The following is a 16,100-nucleotide window of genomic DNA, read 5'->3' as shown; positions in this document are numbered from 1 at the left end:
GGCTTTCTGCAGGAGGATCAGCGGAGAACAGGGAACGGGCAGACTAGGTGGCGGAGAGGGTGGGATTCGAACCCACGGTACGGTTGCCCGCACGCCGCATTTCGAGTGCGGTGCTTTCGACCACTCAGCCACCTCTCCGCGAAGGGCGCGCAAGCCGGACGGATGCCGGCTGCGGGTCGCGGCGGCGCTCTAGCAGCGGGCCGGGGCCTTGCCTAGCCTCCCGCCGCCCCTAGATTGAGCGCCATGTCACCGCTCAACCATTCCGGACCGATCGCGCCCAAGGCCATGCCGCTGGCCGCCTTCGGGATCGGCGACGTCGTCCGCCATCGCCTGTTCGATTTCCGCGGCGTGATCTTCGATGTCGACCCGGTCTTTTCGAACAGCGACGAGTGGTACGACGCCATTCCCGAGGACATCCGTCCCGCCAAGGACCAGCCCTTCTACCATTTGCTCGCCGAGAATTCGGAAAGCAGCTACATCGCATACGTCAGCCAGCAGAACCTCGTTCCCGACGAGAGCGACGAGCCGGTCGATCATCCCGCGCTCGCGACCATGTTCGACCGCACGGATGAGGCCGGCTACCGCCTTCGGCGAGAGCTTCGCCAGTAGCTCGAACGGGCTCGCGCGGTTGACACCATCGGGCGGCTGCCATAGGCGGCGCCCTTTCCGGATCGATGCCTTGCTACAGGCGCGCCGGGAGCCAATTTCGAGAGAGAAGACAAGCCATGTTCGCAGTCGTGCGCACCGGCGGCAAGCAATATCGCGTTGCCCCAGGAGATAAGATCGTCGTCGAGAAGCTCGACGGCAATGCCGGCGACAAGGTCACGCTCGGCGACATCCTGCTCGCTGGTGACGGGTCGGACCTCAAGTCCACCGACGGCCTCACCGTCGCGGCAGAGATCGTCGCCCAGGCGAAGGCGGACAAGGTCACGATCTTCAAGAAGCGGCGCCGGCACAACTACCGCCGCAAGAAGGGCCACCGGCAGCAGCACACGATCCTGAAGATCGTCGCGATCGGCGATCACAAGGAACAGAAGACGTCGGACAAGGCCGCCGACAAGGCTCCGGCCAAGGCTGCAAAGCCGGCCGAGACGAAGCCGGCTCCCGAAGCGGCGCCTCAGGTCGACACCCAGCCGACGCCGAACCCGGCCCCGGACAATGAGAAGCAGGCCAATCCGCCCCACAACGGAGAAGGCCCGGCCGAGGTCGCCAAGCCCAAGGCGGCGAAGCCGAAGGCCGAGGCGAAGGCCAAGCCCGCCGACGAAACCCCGTCGACAAAAAATGCTGCACCTGCTAAGGCGGGCGCCAAGAAGACACCGAAGGCTAAGTAACGCTCATGGCACATAAGAAGGCAGGCGGCTCGTCACGGAACGGGCGCGACAGTGAAAGCAAGCGCCTGGGCGTGAAGCTGTTCGGCGGCCAGTCGGCGCGCGCCGGCAACATCATCGTGCGTCAGCGCGGCACGAAGTGGCACCCGGGCGACAACGTCGGCCTGGGCAAGGACCATACGCTTTTCGCTCTTACCGACGGCCAAGTCGCGTTCCGCGACGGCAAGCTCGGCCGCAAATACGTGCATATTATGCCGTGTTTTACGGAAGAGAACGCATAGGAACGGTCAGAAAGGGACCGTTCCCAGAAGGGGCGGCCCGGACGAGATCCTGAGCGGATCGAGACCATCAAAGGGAGAAGGGGAGCCCCGGAAGGGGTCTCCCCTTTTTCTTTGTCTTCTCCCTGAAGTGTCACGTGCCGATGCCAATGGGCCGGCGAGGAGAAGGACGATGTTCGCAAGGACGCCACGATTGCTGCTGCGGCCCGGATTCCCGGAAGATGCACCGGCGCTTGCTCAGGCGATCGGAGATGAAGCGATCGTCCGCAATCTCTCGGCTGTGCCCTGGCCGTATCGCGTAAGCGACGCCGAGGCGTTCCTGGCGCGGCCGCGAGACCCGGTGCTCCCCTCGCTTCTGGTGTTCGAGCGCACAACCCGCGCGCTCAACCTGGTCGGCGTCTGCGGCCTGGGCCGGCGCCCGTCCGGAGCGATCGAACTCGGCTACTGGATCGCTCGGTCCTTCTGGAGCCGAGGATTCGCGACCGAGGCAGGACGGGCGCTGATCGACATCGGCCGCACCCTTGGCCTGATGCAGCTCGAAGCCTCGCACTTCATCTACAACCCGGCCTCGGCGCGGGTTCTCGACAAGCTTGGCTTCGAATCGACCGGCCTCATCGCCCCGCGCATGAACTGCGCGCGCGGTGTCGAGCTTCCAGCCCGGCTGATGCGCTTGCGGCTCGGCGCGGAGGCGGCGAGCCTTCCAGCCAGCGAGCCGGACGCGAAGCCTCTCGCGGCATAGTTTTCATTCGCCGGGCCGGTAGGTCCGCTCGGTGTGGCCCTTGAGCTCGTCGGGATAGAAATAGACGTCGCGCAGATCGCCTGACGCATAGCGCTGCGCCTCATCATTGAAATGCGGCGAGCCCGGGTGCCCGCTCTCGCCGCCAGCGGTCACGGCGCGGGCGCGCACCCGCGGTCCGAACTCGACAACCGCGACGAAACTATTGCCATAGTCTCCGTACCAGCGCTTCGTCCCCGGCCGCGGAAGCGAGCGGATCGAGGCCAGCGAGCCGTAGCTGGCATCGGCAAACGGCACCGGAATGCTCGGCGCCGAATCGCTGTACGGCGGATTGGCGATCTCGTTCGAGATGCGCTGCGCCCGGTTGAGCTCGCCCCAGGGCACCTGCCATCGGCCAAAATCCTCAGTCAGGCTCGTCACCGCCGCGTCCAGCGCGCGGAGCTTGTCGTCGGCGCTCGTGTCGCGTTCCAGGCGCATCATCTTCTTGTTGGACGGCTCATCCGCTGGCGCCTTCAGCGATTTGCGAAGCAGCGCGCCCCAGGTCATCGCCAGCGTCTGGGCGACGGAGCTTGCACTCCATCGATCGTCCCAGCCGCGAAGCATGCGGATCGGTCCCGCCAAGCGGGCGGCGCGCGCATCCCTCGCGCCAAGCGTGTCATAGGCGCGGATCAACGAAGGGATGAGGATTGCGAAGCCCGGCTGATACTTATCGAACGCTGCCGCCTGCAGCCGATCCAGCGTCCAGCCGCTGCTCCCCTGGAGCAGGGCGAGCGCATGGAGCCCACGGAAATTCTCGCCGTCCATGTCCATGTACTTCGGAAAGCGCGCGGGATCGGGGCTGTACGCCCCGGCGGCCCGGTACGGCCATGCATTCGTGTTCTGCACCCAGCCGTTCGGTGGCGCCAGCACACTCGGCAGCTCGCTCAGGGCATGCAGCCCGTGCCAGTCCGTGCGGGGATCGCTGCCGTCGACCGGCTCCGTATAATCGAATCTGTCATCGCGGCGCGGTACGAATTGCGGATGCAGATAGGCGACCTCGCCGCTGTCGTCAGCGAAGATCGTATCGTTGGAGCTGTTCGCCTTCAACTCGGCGATCCGCAAGAAGGAGGCGAGATCGGTCGCCTTGGTTCGAAGGAAGCTCTGCTCCAGCGCCTCGACCGGCCGATCCATCATCGCGAACGCGATCGGGCGCCCGTCTTCATCGCGGCGAACGATCGGGCCGTGATGCGTCGTCCAGACCATGAACCTGCGCTCCGCGAACGCGCCGTCGGCCTTCCGATAGCGGATCGTGACCAAGCGTGACCGAAGCGGCCGACAGGTCCGTCCGTAGCGGTAACAATGGCGGCCACCACGGCGCTCGATCCGCTCCGCGAACTCGTCAACGCTGTCGACGCCGCTCGAAGTGTGCATCCAGCCGGCGTGCGCATTGAATCCCTGGTAGATGAACAGCTGCCCCCAGGTGGCGGCGCCATAGACGTTCAGGCCCTCGTCGCTGGTCACCTGCTGCTCGGAACGGAAATACCAGCTCGTGTGCGGATTGATGAGCAACAGGGTCTTGCCGGCGGTGGTCAGCTTCGGCGCAATCGCGATCCCGTTCGAGCCCTGCCGCTCCCGGTCGATGGGATCGGACCGGCTCGCGCGCACGGCCGGATTGCGTCTACGCCCAGCCTGGAGCTTCGCGCTGGCGCCGCCGTAGAACGCCTCCAGCCCCTTCAAGTCGATCCGCTCGATGTCTCCGCCGATGCTTCCTTCAGTGAAGCTCAACGCCATCCAGGGCTCGAACCGGTGAAGCACCCGTGGTCGCACCTTCGGGTGAGCCGCCAGATAATAGTTCAGCCCGTCCGCCCACGCGTCCATCAGCCGCCGCATCGCGGTCGGACTGCGCGCATAGTCCGCCCTTAGCTCCGTCTCGCTGACGTAAAGCCGCGCCCTCAAGTCCTGCCAGATCGCGGATTCGCCCTCGGCCTCAGCGGTTCGGCCGAGGTTAGTCAGGTAGTTCGCCTCGATCCGGGGGAAATCATCCTCAGCCTGCGCATACATCATCCCAAACACCGCGTCGGCGTCCGTCGCTCCGTGCACATGAGCGATGCCCCAGTCATCGCGGGTGATGGTGACCCGCACCGCCTCGCCGCGCCACCGGCCAAGCTCCGGCGGTGACGCGGCGGCAAGGAGGAACAGCAACGGGACCGCGAATGTGCGCATCGACCGACGCTAGGGCGCGCTCCGACCCTCGGCAAGCACGGCGCCGTCGGTCACTTCGTCAGGATCATCGTATCCATGATCTTGCCCGCCGTGGTCTTGAACTCGACCTTCAGCGTCTTCGCGTCGGCAGTGACGAAGCAGGCGCCGTAACCGCCGGTGTAACGCGCTCGGCTGCCGGCGACCGGAGTCGACCGGAACGGGCGGTAGTCATCGCCGCCAAGGCCGCATGTCCAGAAGCTGACGCCCTGGCCGCCCTTCGCCGCCGGGTTGACGACGACCCGCTCATAATCGTGGTCATGACCGGCAAAGCACCCGTCGATCCCCCAATTCTCCCAACCCCACTGCATGTAAGTGGTCGATCCATGCTCGCTTCCCGAGCTGTAGGCGCTGCGATGGAAAACGCAGATCTTCCACGGAGCCGTCGAGGCCGCGATCTGGGCGCGCATCCAGGCCGCCTGCTTGGAAGTCTTGCCGTTGCCGTCGGTGACTTCTTCGCTGTTGGCGACGAAAAACTGCACAGGGCCATCCCGGAACGTGTAATAGCGCCCGTTCCCCGGCCTCGCGAAATAGCTGAAGTAGTTCTTGGCGTAGCTGCCGCCGCCGCAGGCGTCGCTGACCTCGTGATTGCCGAGCGCCGAATAGAGCCGACCCGACTGTCGAAACACGCCGTAACGCGAGCCGACCTGGGTGGCGAAACTCGGTGCGCTGTTGTAGCAATCGTCGCCGACCAGCATGACGATGTCGCTCGGGCCGAGGTTCGTGGCGACGAGCTTTGCGACCGCGGTCGCATTCACGGTGTTTCCCATGTCGCCGAGCACGGCGAACTTGTAGGTCGTAGCCTCCGCGCCGGAAGCGGACGCGCAGAGGGTCACTGCCGCGAAGGCGGCGAGTGCTCGCAAATTCATCGATATTCCCTTCAAACCGGAGCGCGGACGCGCTCGCCCGGGTTTTCCCCGGAAGACAGGGTGTTAGGATTTTCCTGTCGCTCAGATGAACGGCCGAGTTATCTGCCGGTTACCTGATGCGTTAACGATGAAGCACATGGTTAACGCGTTGAGACTATTGTTGTTTAGCGGCGCTATGCGTTCGGCAGCGACTGCTTCGCTCGGCCCCACCCCGCCAGCAGCTTCGAGCCTGCCCGGTCGAGAAGTTCGTCGGCGTCTCGGATGCTGAAGTGATGGCCACTATCGTAGCGGTCGAGCTCTTCCCAGCCGATCGGCGCGGACACCGGCGCGCCTTCACGGGCGCGGGCGCTGTAAGGCATCACCGCCGTCGCGCCGCGCTGGTTGCGCAGCCAGTCGAGGAAGATGCGGCCCTGGCGCTGCACCTTGCGGATGTTAGCGGTGAACATCTCGGGCTCGGCCTCGGCGATGGCGCGGCTGAAGCGCTCGGCGAAACTCTTGACCGCCGGCCAGTCGCGCGACTGATCCAACGGGGCAACGACGTGAATGCCCTTGCCGCCTGACAGCAACGGGAAGGTTTCGAGGCCAAGATCGGCAAGCAGCTCCTTCAAGCGCACCGCAGCCTTCTTCACCTTGGCGAAGTCGAGCCCGACGTCGGGATCTAGGTCGAACACCAGCCGGTCGGGATATTCGACCTTCTCGACCTTGCTGCCCCAGCCGTGGAATTCGATCGCACCCATCTGCACGCAAGACAGCAGGCCCTTGATCCCGTCAAAATAAAGATAGTCCTGGAGCGAGCCATCCTTCTCACGGATCGGAACACGCTTCACGTCCTCGCCCATCGTGCCGCTGTCATGCTTCTGGAAGAAGCATTTCTTCGCGCGGCCCTGGGGACAGCGGATTAGCGTCATGGGCCGCCGCGCGGCGTCGATCATGATCAGCGGATCGATCGCCGCGTAATAATCGGCAAGGTGCAGCTTCGTCAGGCCCTCGTCGGGAAAGATCGCGCGATCGGGATTGCTGATGCGAATTCCGAGACTTTCGGCGGTCGGCCGGTCGCCTTGCCGTTCCTTTTGCTCGAGATGCTTCGGCGTTTCGCGCACGACCTGCGACGCCGGCTTGTCCTCGCGCAGGCCGAGAAAACTCGGGTGGCGGAGGATGCCGTCTCCGGTGAACTCGGTGAAGGCGATCTCGGCGACCATCTCAGGCTTGATAAAATGTGCGCCCCGGCGGTCGGCGCGCGGGACCTCGAGCGGCGCCTTGTCGACGGCCAGCGGCTCCATTCGCTCCATCAGATCGTCGATCGATTTGGCATTGAAGCCGGTGCCGACCTTGCCGGCATAGGTCAGCGCCTTGCCGTCGCGCAGGCCCAGCAGCAGCGAGCGGAAGCCACGCCTCTTGTCGCTTTCCGACCAGCCGACGATGACGAATTCCTGCCGCTGGATGCACTTGATCTTCAGCCAGTCGCGGGTCCGGGTGCCGCGATAGGGAGCGTCGGCCTTTTTCGAGATGATGCCTTCGCCGCGCTGCTTGCAGACCTCCGCGAACAAGGCTTCGCCACGGCCAACGACATGGTCGCCGTAGATGATCGGTGGTGACACACCTTCGAGGAGCGTGGCCAGACGCTCCTTGCGCTCGATGTTGGGCAGCTTGCGGATGTCCTCGCCGCGGTCGAACAGCAGGTCGAAGGCGTAGAAGACGAGGTTGGCGCCCTTCGCGTCCTTGAGCGTCGATTGGAGCAGCTGAAAGCTCGGCCTGCCGTCGTCGTCCAGCGCCGCCGCCTCGCCATCGAGCAGGCAGCCGGGCGGCAGCTTCGCCGCGGCCTTCACCAGCGGCTTGAACTTGTCGCTCCAGTCCTTGGCGTTGCGCGTCCAGGCCGTCGCCACGCCGTCGCCGATCGCCAGCAGCAGGCGATAGCCGTCATATTTATACTCGTGGATCCAGCCGTTGCCGGTCGGCACCTCGTCGACCAAGGTCGCGAGCTGCGGGTCGACGAATTCCGGCGGCGCTTTCCCCGCCGACTTCTTGCCGCGGCCGCCCTTCTGGCCGCCGCGGTTCGAGCGCCAGACGTCCTCGCCCGCCGCAATCTCCGCCATCGTCCGGTCGGTAGTCACGCTGGTCATGCAATTGTCGACCAGGGCATCGCCGTCGTCGGCATCGGCGAAGTCGTCGCTGACCTTTTTCAGCATCCACGGCTCCGCCTTCTCGCCGGGCTTGGGCTTCAGCCGGAACATGACCCACTCGCCCTTCATCCGCTCGCCCTCGAGCGTGAAGTGGAGGTGGCCTTCCTCGATCGTCTTGCGTGGGTCCTTGGTCGGCTCGGGAATCCAGCGCCCCTGGTCCCACAGCATCACCGTCCCGCCGCCATATTCGCCGGCCGGGATCGTCCCCTCGAAATCGCCATAGTCCAGCGGATGGTCCTCGGTCCGCATGGCCAATCGGTTCTGGCCGGGGTCGAGGCTCGGCCCCTTCGGCACCGCCCAGCTCTTCAGCACACCATCCAGCTCCAGCCGGAAGTCCCAGTGCAACCGCGAGGCATCGTGCTTCTGGACGACGAAGCTGTCGCCCTTCCCCTTCAGCTTGCGGCCCTTGGGCTCCCTGGTCTTCGAGAAATCGCGCTTCTTGTTGTAGGTCTGGATGTCGAGGGGCACGCGCGGGGGCATGGCTCAAGCCCGCTTGCGTGCCGAAGCCGTTTTTTTCGCGGGCGTCGGCTTCTTCGCGGCCGCCGGTTTCTTCTTCGCGCCCGCATTGTCGTTGGCGCCCGCACCCTCGTCCGCATTACCCAGGCTTCGCTTCAGCGCGGCCATGAGGTCGACGACGTTGGAGCCCTTGGGAGGCGGGGCGTCCGCGTCCGGGTCCTGGATCACCTTCTCGCCCTTCGCGCGCTGCTTCTCCTTGATGAGCTCGTGGAGCGCATCGACGTAGCGGTTGTGGAACTCGCTCGGGTCGAACTTGCCGGCCTTCCGCTCGATCAGCATTGAGGCCATGTCGAGCAGGTCCGCGTCCGGCTTCTCGTCGCCGATCTCGCGAAAATAGGATTGCGCCTTGTTGACCTCGTCCGAGTAGCGCAGCGTTTCGAGCAGCATGCCGCGGCCGCACGGCTTGATCGCGACGACATATTCCTGCCCGCGCATCGCCAGCTGGCCGACGCCGACCTTCTTCGCCGCCCGAAGCGCGTCGCGAAGCACGATGAATGCCTCTTCGGCGAGGTCGTCGGCGGGCACGATGAAATAGGGGCGGTCGAAATACATGGCGTCGATGCCGTCCACGTCGACGAACTGGACGAGGTCGAGCGTCTTGCGGCTCTCCAGCTTCACCGCCTCGATTTCTTCCGGCTCGAGCAGGACGTAATGGCCTTTGGAAACCTCGTAGCCCTTGACGATCTCGTCGGTGTCGACTGGCCCCACGCCAGGCACCACTTTTTCATATTTGATCCGTTTGCCGGTCGGCTCATGGACCTGATGGAACTGGATCGCAGCGCCGCTTCTGGTCGCCGAGTAGAGCTCGACAGGAATAGACACCAGGGCCAGCCGGATTTGCCCTCGCCAGATCGGTCGCGCCGCCATTATCTCGCCTCCGTTGCAGAGGCGATTCAATCATTGCGGCGAAGAGTCGTTCCGTGTTGCGTCCTTGAGGGACCGGACCAGCGCGGCAACGTCGCCGCCGCGAGCCGCGCAGTCCACAATCGCGGAGCCTGAGATCACGCCAGCCGCACCCGCCTCGATCGCCTGGCGCACATGCTCGGGTCTCGAGATGCCGAAGCCGAAGACTGGCGGCGGAGCGCCTAGCTCCCGGAGCTTCGCCGGCAGCGTGGCGTCGAAGGTCCCGCCCGAGTGCGTACCGGTGATCCCCGCGCGGCTGACACAATAGGTGTAGGCCTTCGACAGTGCCGCCACTCGGGCAAGCGCCGCGTTCGGCGTGTTGGCGGCGGCGATCAGCACCGGCTCGATCCCTGCTTGCTCCATCTGCTTCGCAAATGGCTCGATTTCCAGCGTCGGCACGTCGGCGATGAGCAGGCTGTCGGCACCGGCCTCCGCCGCGTCTCGAGCAAACCCGCCCCGCGCCATCACCAGATTGGCGTAGGTCAGGATGCCCACCGGTACATTCGGATGCCGCCGCCGAAACCCCGCGATCAGTTCGAAGCAGTCGCCGACCTTCACGCCCGCCGCCAGAGCCCGCTGCCCCGCAGCCTGGATCACCGGTCCGTCCGCCACTGGGTCTGAGAAGGGAAAGCCGACCTCGATCATGTCCGCGCCCCCCTCGACGACCGTGTCAAGCAGCCGGGCGCAAGTCTCGATGCCGGGGTCACCCAGCATCAGAAACGCGCCGAACGCAGCCTCGCGCTTCGCGCCAAGCCGGTCGAACATCGCGGCATAGCGGCTCATGCCGACGGCCCGATCAGCTGCTGCGCCTGAGCGACGTCCTTGTCCCCCCTGCCCGACAGGCCGACGAGGATCACGCTGTCCGGCTCCTCCTCCGCAAGCCTCAATGCATGCGCGAGCGCATGCGCGGATTCGAATGCGCAGAGGATGCCCTCATTCTCCGCAAGTGCCTTGAACGCGGCGAGCGCCTCGTCGTCGGTCGCGCCCACATATTCGGCACGCCCGGAATCCTTGAGATGAGAATGCTCCGGTCCGACGCCCGGGTAATCGAGGCCTGCGGACACCGACCAGGTATCGTCGATCTGCCCTTCGCGGTCCTGAAGCAGGTAGGTCTCGGCCCCGTGGAGAATCCCCGGCCGGCCCCGGATCAGAGTAGCGCCATGCTCCACCCCGTCGAGCCCCTTGCCGGCAGCTTCGACCCCGATCAGGCGCACGCCGCCGTCGTCGATGAAATCCGCGAACAGCCCGATCGCGTTCGACCCGCCGCCGACGCAGGCGACCACCGCGTCGGGCAGCCGGCCAATCTTGTCCAGCATCTGCGCCCGCGCCTCGCGGCCGATGATCCGCTGGAACTCGCGAACCATGGTCGGGAAAGGATGCGGCCCGGCCGCCGTGCCGAGCAAATAATGGGTGGTCTCGAAGTTCGCAGACCAGTCGCGCAGCGCTTCGTTGATCGCGTCCTTGAGAGTACGGCCGCCGCTTTCCACCGGCACAACCGTCGCGCCCATCAGCTGCATCCGGAAGACGTTCAGCTGCTGCCGTTCGACGTCCTCGGCGCCCATGTAGATGACGGTCTCGAACCCAAGTAGCGCGCCGACGATCGCGGTCGCGACGCCGTGCTGGCCCGCGCCCGTCTCGGCGATCAGCCGCGTCTTTCCCATGCGCTTCGCCAGCAAGCCCTGCCCAAGTACCTGATTGGTCTTGTGCGCGCCGCCGTGGAGCAGGTCCTCGCGCTTGAGGTAGATGTTCGGCGGCAGGTTGCGGCAGCGCGTCAGCGGAGTCGGCCGCCCCGCGTAATCGGAGAGCAGCGCGTTGAGCTCCGCCGCAAACGCGGGGTCATCCTGCGCATCTAGGAACGCGCCCTCGAGCTGTTCGAGTGCGGGAACGAGGATCTCGGGAACATAGCAGCCGCCAAACCGGCCGAACCGGCCGCTCAGGCGCATGCGGCGACCTTCTGTCTGGACGGTGCCCGCAGCGCCTCGAACAGCGCCGCGATCTTCTCCGGCGATTTCACGCCGGGGACCAGGTCGACCGCCGAGCCGACATCGATCGCATAGGCGCCAAGCTGCCGAGCGGCATGGGCGTTGTGCGCACCGATCCCGCCGGCGATCAGGCTTCTGGCGAGATCGGGATGACCCTCGACCGCGGCCCAGTCGAACGCCTGGCCGGAACCGCCGCTCGCATTGTCGAACACGGTCCGGTCACCGTTTCCGCCCTCGGGGACGCCGGCGCCGACGCTCGCTGCCGTCCAGATCTCCATCTCGTCGGGCAGCTGGCTCCGCAACGCCAGCAGATACCCCGCAGCCTCCTGCCCGTGCAGCTGCACCGCATGCAGGTTGAGCAGCGTTGCCGCATCGGCGACGATCCCAACTGGTGCATCCCTGAATACGCCAACCGGCAGCATCCCGGCCGCGCGCGCCGCCCCGATCAGCGGAGCGGCTTCCTCCACGGTGACCGCGCGCGGCGTTCCCGGCACGAACACGAAGCCGGCGAAGGTCGCAGGCGCTGCGGCGCCAATATCCTCGGGCCGGTTCAGGCCGCACAGCTTGACGCGGCCGAACACAAGCTCGCGCGCAGCTAATCCCGGATCGGCCGATCGCATCAGCGTGGTGCCGACGAGGAAGCCATCGACATGCCCGGCGAGCCGTTCCACGTCCGCTCGACTTCCGATGCCCGATTCCGATACCAGCAGATGGTCCGGCGCCATGCTCGCCAACCGTTCTGTCGTCGACAAGTGAATCGACAGGTCGCGCAGATTCCGATTGTTAATGCCGATCAGCATTGCATCGAGACCGAGCGCGCGCCGCATCTCCGCCTCGTCATGAACCTCGACCAGCGCCTCCATGCCGAACCGCGAGGCTTCGTCGATCATCGCGCGCGCCGCCTCGTCGTCCAGGACCGACAGCATCACCAGGATCGCATCCGCTCCGGCGGCCCGCACCTCTGCAACCTGCCGCAGGTCCACGAAGAAATCCTTCGCGAGGATCGGCCCGTCGAAATGCCGGCGGGCGCTTGCCACATCCTCCACTGAGCCGCCGAAATAAGCGGAATCGGCGAGCACGCTGAGCGCGTCCGCAACGGGCGCATAAGCCGTCGCGACCGCACCGACGTCGGCGGCCGGGTTGATCGTCCCCTCGGACGGCGATGCCTTCTTGATTTCGAGAATGAAGCGCGCGCCCGGCTTGGCGATCGCAGCGGCCAGGCTTCGGTCGGTGCGCTCGGCGGCAGTGCGCAGCACGTCCAGCGAAACGCCATGATAGCGGACCACGAGGTCGTCCCGCTTGCGGGCGACGATCTCGCCGAGGATGCCTTCAGCCATGGCTGGCCTCGACGAAAGCGCGCAGCGCCCCGCTTGCCGCTCCGGATGCAATCGCCTCGCGCGCTCGCGCGGCGCCCTCGCGAAGGGTTGTGGCCTTGCCTGCCGTCGTCAGCAGCGCCGCTGTATTGAGCACCACTATATCCTCCTCGGCCTTGCCGCCGCGTCCCGCGAGAAGCGCCTCGAAGCGCGCCGCATTCTCGGCGACGTCGCCGCCAGTCACCACCTTCAGCGGCGCGCGTTCTAGCCCCGCGTCCTCCGGAGTGATCTCGATCTCCTCGATAACGCCGCCTGAAAGCCGAAGGGCCCGCGTCTCGGCGTGGAGCGCGACTTCATCGAGGCCGGAGCCGTGAACCACGAGCGCTTCGTGAACGCCGACGGCCTCAAGGGTCAGAGCGATCCGGCGCAGCATCTTCGGATCGGCGACGCCGAGCAACTGCACCGGCGGCCGCGCCGGATTAATGCACGGCCCCAGCAAATTCATGATCGTCCGCACCTCGAGTTGGCGCCTCACCAGCGCCGCATGCTTCATACCCGGGTGGTAAGCGGGCGCGAAAAGGAAGCAGAACCCTGTCGTATCGAGCGTCTCGCGCGCTTTTTCGGGCGAGATCTCGATATTCGCCCCGACCGCCTCCAGCACGTCCGCCGATCCGCAGCGGGAGCTGATGCTGCGATTGCCATGCTTCGCGACCGGAAGCCCGCAAGCGACCGCAACGAAGGCGCTCGCGGTCGAGACATTGATCAGCCCCGATCCGTCGCCTCCCGTCCCACAGCAATCCGCATAGAGATAATCAGGCCGGTCGAACGGCAGGGCCGCGGCCGACAATGCCCGCGCGGCCCCGATCATCTCCTCCGCCGTTTCTCCCTTCATCCTGAGCGCGATCAGCATGCCTGCGATCTCGGCCGGCTCGAGCTTGCCGACGACCAGTCGTTCGAACAGGTGCTCGGAATCCTCGATCGGCAAATCCTCGCCGGTCAGCAGCTTGGGAAGCGGGTTCGGGACAGGAAGCGACGCAGCAGGATCAGTCTCGCTTGCCTGGGCAGTGGTCAACATGGTCGGCGTCCTTGAAGATCGCGGGCACAAAAAAGCCCGCCGGCGGCGGGCGGGCAGTCGATGATCGGGTCAGTCGATCAGTCGCGCCATCGCGCCGCAAGGAACGCGGAGCGCCACCAGCGGCGGCCATCGGAAGCGGCGGAGATGGACTTGCGCGGAATCATCGCGTCACTTGCTAGGGCAAGCGCTCGGGCCTGGTCAACCGTTCGTCGCCGGACGCGCGAGCGGACGGACGATATGCGGTGTGACGACGATATAGAGGTCGTCGTTGATCTTGTTGCTGTGCTCGACCGTGAAGAGCGACCCGAGCAGCGGGATATAGCCGAGCACCGGTAGCCGGCTCTTGTTGGAGATGTTGGTTTCCTGCGTCAGGCCGCCAATGATGAAAGTCTCGCCGTCCTTGACCGTCGCCGAGGTCGAGGCCTCGCGCTGGCTGATGGTCGGATAGCCCTGCGAATAGCCGCTGACGCTCGAGACGACAGCGAAGACGTGCGCCGTGACATAGCCGTCGGCGCTGACCCTCGGCGCGATCTGGAGGGTCACCCCGACGTTCACGTACTGGACCTGCTGCTGGACCGCGTTGACGCCCGAGATCGCAATGGACGTCAGGATCGGCAGCGCGTCGCCGGTGATGATCTTGGCGGTCGTTCCGCTTTGCGCCGAGATTCGCGGCTTGGACACAATGCGCCCCTGCCCCTTCGAGATCTGGGCATAGAGGGCGACCTGGAAATTGGCCGCGAAGCCGCCGATGTGCGGCGTGTCCTCGACTCCGGGAAAGCCCCTCGAATAGGTCACCGAGAGGCTGCCCATCTGGTCGTTGCCGTTCGTGAAGTCGAGGCCAAGATTGCGGGCCCCGGTCTGGCTCAGCTCGACGAACTCGGTCTCGAGCACGACGCTGGTCACGGGCACGTCGAGCTGCGCGATTTCGTGCTTGATCTCGGCGAGCCGCTCGGGCGAGCCGCGCAGAACCACCGCGTTCAATCGGCGGTCGATGCCGATCGTTCCGTCGAAGACCTGGCCGATTGGTTCGTTGTCGACGACCGATCCGCCCGTGACGCTCACCGTGGAAGTCGTCGGCAGCGCGCCGCTTGTGCCGCCCCAGTAGCTCTGAGAGCCCGATGAACCGAAGTTTGGCTCCTCCGGCGAGAATTCGTCGTTCGGCTTGACGCTCGAATTGCCGGTGAGGAGTCCGACGATCTCGCTGACGTCGGCATATTTGAGCGGCACGACCTCGAACGTCTCTCCGGCCTCCGCGATCAGTCCTTCGGGCGCGGGCGCCTCGACCGGGAGAACGCCCTGTCCGGGCGCGGTTGGAGATCCGGTGGTGGTCGGGGCCGGCGCGGGATGCATCTGGAACCAGCTGGGAGCGCCGCCCAGGACCTGCGCGTCGGCGCTGCTTGCCGTACCAGCCGACAGCAACGCCACGAACGCCATAGGAAAGCTACGAATTAGCACAGCGATTGTCGGCGGCGGCCCGGCGCAAGCGCCGGGCCGCACGTCGAACTCAATTGGCAGTTACCCTTAGGCCGACGACCTGTCCATGGGCATGCTGCACGACAGCATTGGTGTTGGGATCGTAGACGTCCATCGTGAACGTTCCGCTGTATCTCAGCGCGCGCGAGTCGAGCGTGACGTCTTCCTTCAGGTTCACCTTGGCATTGAGAGCGCCCGACGACGAGTCATAGCTCAGCGCCCAGTGGTTCAGATGGTACGTGTTTGTTCCGGTCTGCTTCCACACGCCCATGCAGAAGTTTCCCGTTGCCGGTGCGCGGCCGCCGCTGTTCATGAGCTCGGTACCATCCGGATGCCACTCCGTATAACCGAAATCGACGGTCTGGCCCCCGGAGATCATCCTGAACGACCACATCCCGGCGATGGCGACGCCGTCGTTGTTCTGGAAGAATGCCGGATGGAACAGGGAGGCTCCGCTTTGCTGATAGGCAGCGGGCTGCACGCTGGGCGCGCTTCCGCAGGCCCAAGCCGGCGTGGCGGCGAGACCGCCGGCCATAATGATCGCGACGCAAGACGCTCGCAGTGCAAGTTTCATGACGATACCTCCGCTCAACTGACTGAAGTTGACGAACGCGGTGTGCGCTCGCGTGAAGATGGCTAGGATGCAGCCGTCAAAATCAGCGTCAGGAGCTCGTCAAACAGCCGTTAATTCGTTGTCAAACGCCTGAAAGGCGCGTAGAATGTCGCCTTACCGACCAATCCGCCGAATTGCTGCGATCGTTCCGGCAAGGGGTTAGGCGATGTTCGAGTGGGGGCAAGCCAGCGACCAGGCCGTAGCCGCGAAGCCGTACCGGCTAAGGCTGTTCGGCAATTTCTCGCTGTACGACGGTGATGGCCGCCCGATCGTCGGCCTCAGTCGGAAGTCAAAGGGCCTCATCGCCTATCTTGCGCTGACCCCCCGCGTTGCCGCCCGCGACAGTCTGGCGGAGCTGCTCTGGGACGGCCGCGCCGTTGAGCAGGCCCGGGCCAGCCTGCGCCAGGCCTGTTACGAGCTTCGTCACCGGTTGCCGCCGGACGTCCCGTTGCTGGTCTTCGATCGCGACGAAATCCGCCTGATCCGCGAGAATGTGATCAGCGACATCGATGATCTCGAAACGACTTCAGCGGGCCTGTTCGGAGCGCTCGAGCCGTCGCACCGCGAGATTCTGCGCGACCTCAACGGGCTGAGCC

At 65.5% G+C, this 16,100-nt stretch carries 14 protein-coding genes, 1 tRNA gene and 1 pseudogene; 5 read left to right on the top strand and 11 right to left on the bottom strand.

Annotation, left to right across the window (positions count from 1 at the left end; genetic code table 11):
- Positions 1-48: 48 nt before the first annotated feature.
- Positions 49-138 (bottom strand) — tRNA-Ser (locus JOZ79_RS10385).
- 147 nt (positions 139-285) lie between these two features.
- Between JOZ79_RS10385 and hspQ the strand changes: the two genes are divergently transcribed.
- The 4 genes from hspQ (at position 286) to JOZ79_RS10365 (ending at position 2,345) form a co-directional block, all read left to right on the top strand.
- Positions 286-609 carry a heat shock protein HspQ gene (gene hspQ / locus JOZ79_RS10380; RefSeq protein WP_294073856.1) on the top strand — a complete coding sequence of 108 codons (324 nt, stop codon included), beginning with the start codon at positions 286-288 and terminating at the stop codon, positions 607-609.
- Between the two features lie 116 nt (positions 610-725).
- Positions 726-1,331: a 50S ribosomal protein L21 gene (gene rplU / locus JOZ79_RS10375; RefSeq protein ID WP_294073854.1), complete on the top strand. Its 606-nt coding sequence runs from the start codon at positions 726-728 to the stop codon at positions 1,329-1,331.
- A gap of 5 nt (positions 1,332-1,336) precedes the next feature.
- Positions 1,337-1,609, top strand: coding sequence for a 50S ribosomal protein L27 (gene rpmA / locus JOZ79_RS10370; RefSeq protein WP_294073852.1), 273 nt, complete (start codon positions 1,337-1,339; stop codon positions 1,607-1,609).
- A gap of 169 nt (positions 1,610-1,778) precedes the next feature.
- On the top strand, positions 1,779-2,345 hold the full coding sequence (locus tag JOZ79_RS10365; RefSeq protein ID WP_294073850.1) for a GNAT family N-acetyltransferase: 567 nt from the start codon (positions 1,779-1,781) through the stop codon (positions 2,343-2,345).
- 3 nt (positions 2,346-2,348) lie between these two features.
- Here the strand turns inward: JOZ79_RS10365 and JOZ79_RS10360 are convergent, their stop codons facing one another.
- From JOZ79_RS10360 to JOZ79_RS10315, 10 genes are all read right to left on the bottom strand, one after another.
- Positions 2,349-4,544: a penicillin acylase family protein gene (locus JOZ79_RS10360; RefSeq protein ID WP_294073848.1), complete on the bottom strand. Its 2,196-nt coding sequence runs from the start codon at positions 4,542-4,544 to the stop codon at positions 2,349-2,351.
- A 50-nt stretch (positions 4,545-4,594) separates the two neighbouring features.
- Positions 4,595-5,449, bottom strand: coding sequence for a metallophosphoesterase (locus JOZ79_RS10355; protein ID WP_294073846.1), 855 nt, complete (start codon positions 5,447-5,449; stop codon positions 4,595-4,597).
- Positions 5,450-5,622: 173 nt separating this feature from the next.
- A complete protein-coding gene (gene ligD, locus JOZ79_RS10350) occupies positions 5,623-8,109 on the bottom strand; it encodes a DNA ligase D (protein WP_294073844.1) in 2,487 nt (828 codons plus the stop codon).
- Between the two features lie 3 nt (positions 8,110-8,112).
- Positions 8,113-9,012, bottom strand: a complete 900-nt coding sequence (locus JOZ79_RS10345; protein ID WP_294073842.1) for a Ku protein — start codon at positions 9,010-9,012, stop codon at positions 8,113-8,115.
- A gap of 30 nt (positions 9,013-9,042) precedes the next feature.
- Positions 9,043-9,831: a tryptophan synthase subunit alpha gene (gene trpA, locus JOZ79_RS10340; protein ID WP_294073840.1), complete on the bottom strand. Its 789-nt coding sequence runs from the start codon at positions 9,829-9,831 to the stop codon at positions 9,043-9,045.
- A complete protein-coding gene (gene trpB, locus JOZ79_RS10335) occupies positions 9,828-10,991 on the bottom strand; it encodes a tryptophan synthase subunit beta (RefSeq protein ID WP_294073838.1) in 1,164 nt (387 codons plus the stop codon). Before trpB ends, trpA begins: the two co-directional genes overlap by 4 nt.
- On the bottom strand, positions 10,982-12,367 hold the full coding sequence (gene trpCF, locus JOZ79_RS10330) for a bifunctional indole-3-glycerol-phosphate synthase TrpC/phosphoribosylanthranilate isomerase TrpF (RefSeq protein ID WP_294073836.1): 1,386 nt from the start codon (positions 12,365-12,367) through the stop codon (positions 10,982-10,984). Before trpCF ends, trpB begins: the two co-directional genes overlap by 10 nt.
- Positions 12,360-13,418, bottom strand: coding sequence for an anthranilate phosphoribosyltransferase (trpD, locus tag JOZ79_RS10325; protein ID WP_294073834.1), 1,059 nt, complete (start codon positions 13,416-13,418; stop codon positions 12,360-12,362). The genes trpCF and trpD overlap by 8 nt, the downstream gene beginning before the upstream one ends.
- 198 nt (positions 13,419-13,616) lie before the next feature.
- Positions 13,617-14,852: a secretin N-terminal domain-containing protein gene (locus JOZ79_RS10320; protein ID WP_294073832.1), complete on the bottom strand. Its 1,236-nt coding sequence runs from the start codon at positions 14,850-14,852 to the stop codon at positions 13,617-13,619.
- 70 nt (positions 14,853-14,922) lie between these two features.
- On the bottom strand, positions 14,923-15,465 hold the full coding sequence (locus tag JOZ79_RS10315; protein ID WP_294073830.1) for a hypothetical protein: 543 nt from the start codon (positions 15,463-15,465) through the stop codon (positions 14,923-14,925).
- Between the two features lie 205 nt (positions 15,466-15,670).
- Here JOZ79_RS10315 and JOZ79_RS10310 point away from each other — a divergent pair.
- A pseudogene (locus JOZ79_RS10310) lies at positions 15,671-16,100 on the top strand (hypothetical protein); the annotation flags it as partial.

Origin of the sequence: Sphingomonas sp., assembly GCF_019242355.1 — a bacterium.
GTDB lineage: Bacteria > Pseudomonadota > Alphaproteobacteria > Sphingomonadales > Sphingomonadaceae > Sphingomicrobium.
The sequence above is the reverse complement of the archived record's forward strand: the minus strand, read 5'-3'. Positions and strand labels throughout refer to the sequence as shown.

Bases quoted from the DNA above. Each gene is read 5' to 3' on its own strand.
- JOZ79_RS10345 (WP_294073842.1), bottom strand. From the start codon at position 9,012: ATGGCGGCGCGACCGATCTGGCGAGGGCAAATCCGGCTGGCCCTGGTG.
- hspQ (WP_294073856.1), top strand. From the start codon at position 286: ATGCCGCTGGCCGCCTTCGGGATCGGCGACGTCGTCCGCCATCGCCTG.
- trpD (WP_294073834.1), bottom strand. From the start codon at position 13,418: ATGTTGACCACTGCCCAGGCAAGCGAGACTGATCCTGCTGCGTCGCTT.
- ligD (WP_294073844.1), bottom strand. From the start codon at position 8,109: ATGCCCCCGCGCGTGCCCCTCGACATCCAGACCTACAACAAGAAGCGC.
- JOZ79_RS10315 (WP_294073830.1), bottom strand. From the start codon at position 15,465: ATGAAACTTGCACTGCGAGCGTCTTGCGTCGCGATCATTATGGCCGGC.
- JOZ79_RS10360 (WP_294073848.1), bottom strand. From the start codon at position 4,544: ATGCGCACATTCGCGGTCCCGTTGCTGTTCCTCCTTGCCGCCGCGTCA.
- trpCF (WP_294073836.1), bottom strand. From the start codon at position 12,367: ATGGCTGAAGGCATCCTCGGCGAGATCGTCGCCCGCAAGCGGGACGAC.
- JOZ79_RS10355 (WP_294073846.1), bottom strand. From the start codon at position 5,449: ATGAATTTGCGAGCACTCGCCGCCTTCGCGGCAGTGACCCTCTGCGCG.
- trpB (WP_294073838.1), bottom strand. From the start codon at position 10,991: ATGCGCCTGAGCGGCCGGTTCGGCCGGTTTGGCGGCTGCTATGTTCCC.
- rpmA (WP_294073852.1), top strand. From the start codon at position 1,337: ATGGCACATAAGAAGGCAGGCGGCTCGTCACGGAACGGGCGCGACAGT.
- trpA (WP_294073840.1), bottom strand. From the start codon at position 9,831: ATGAGCCGCTATGCCGCGATGTTCGACCGGCTTGGCGCGAAGCGCGAG.
- JOZ79_RS10320 (WP_294073832.1), bottom strand. From the start codon at position 14,852: ATGGCGTTCGTGGCGTTGCTGTCGGCTGGTACGGCAAGCAGCGCCGAC.
- rplU (WP_294073854.1), top strand. From the start codon at position 726: ATGTTCGCAGTCGTGCGCACCGGCGGCAAGCAATATCGCGTTGCCCCA.
- JOZ79_RS10365 (WP_294073850.1), top strand. From the start codon at position 1,779: ATGTTCGCAAGGACGCCACGATTGCTGCTGCGGCCCGGATTCCCGGAA.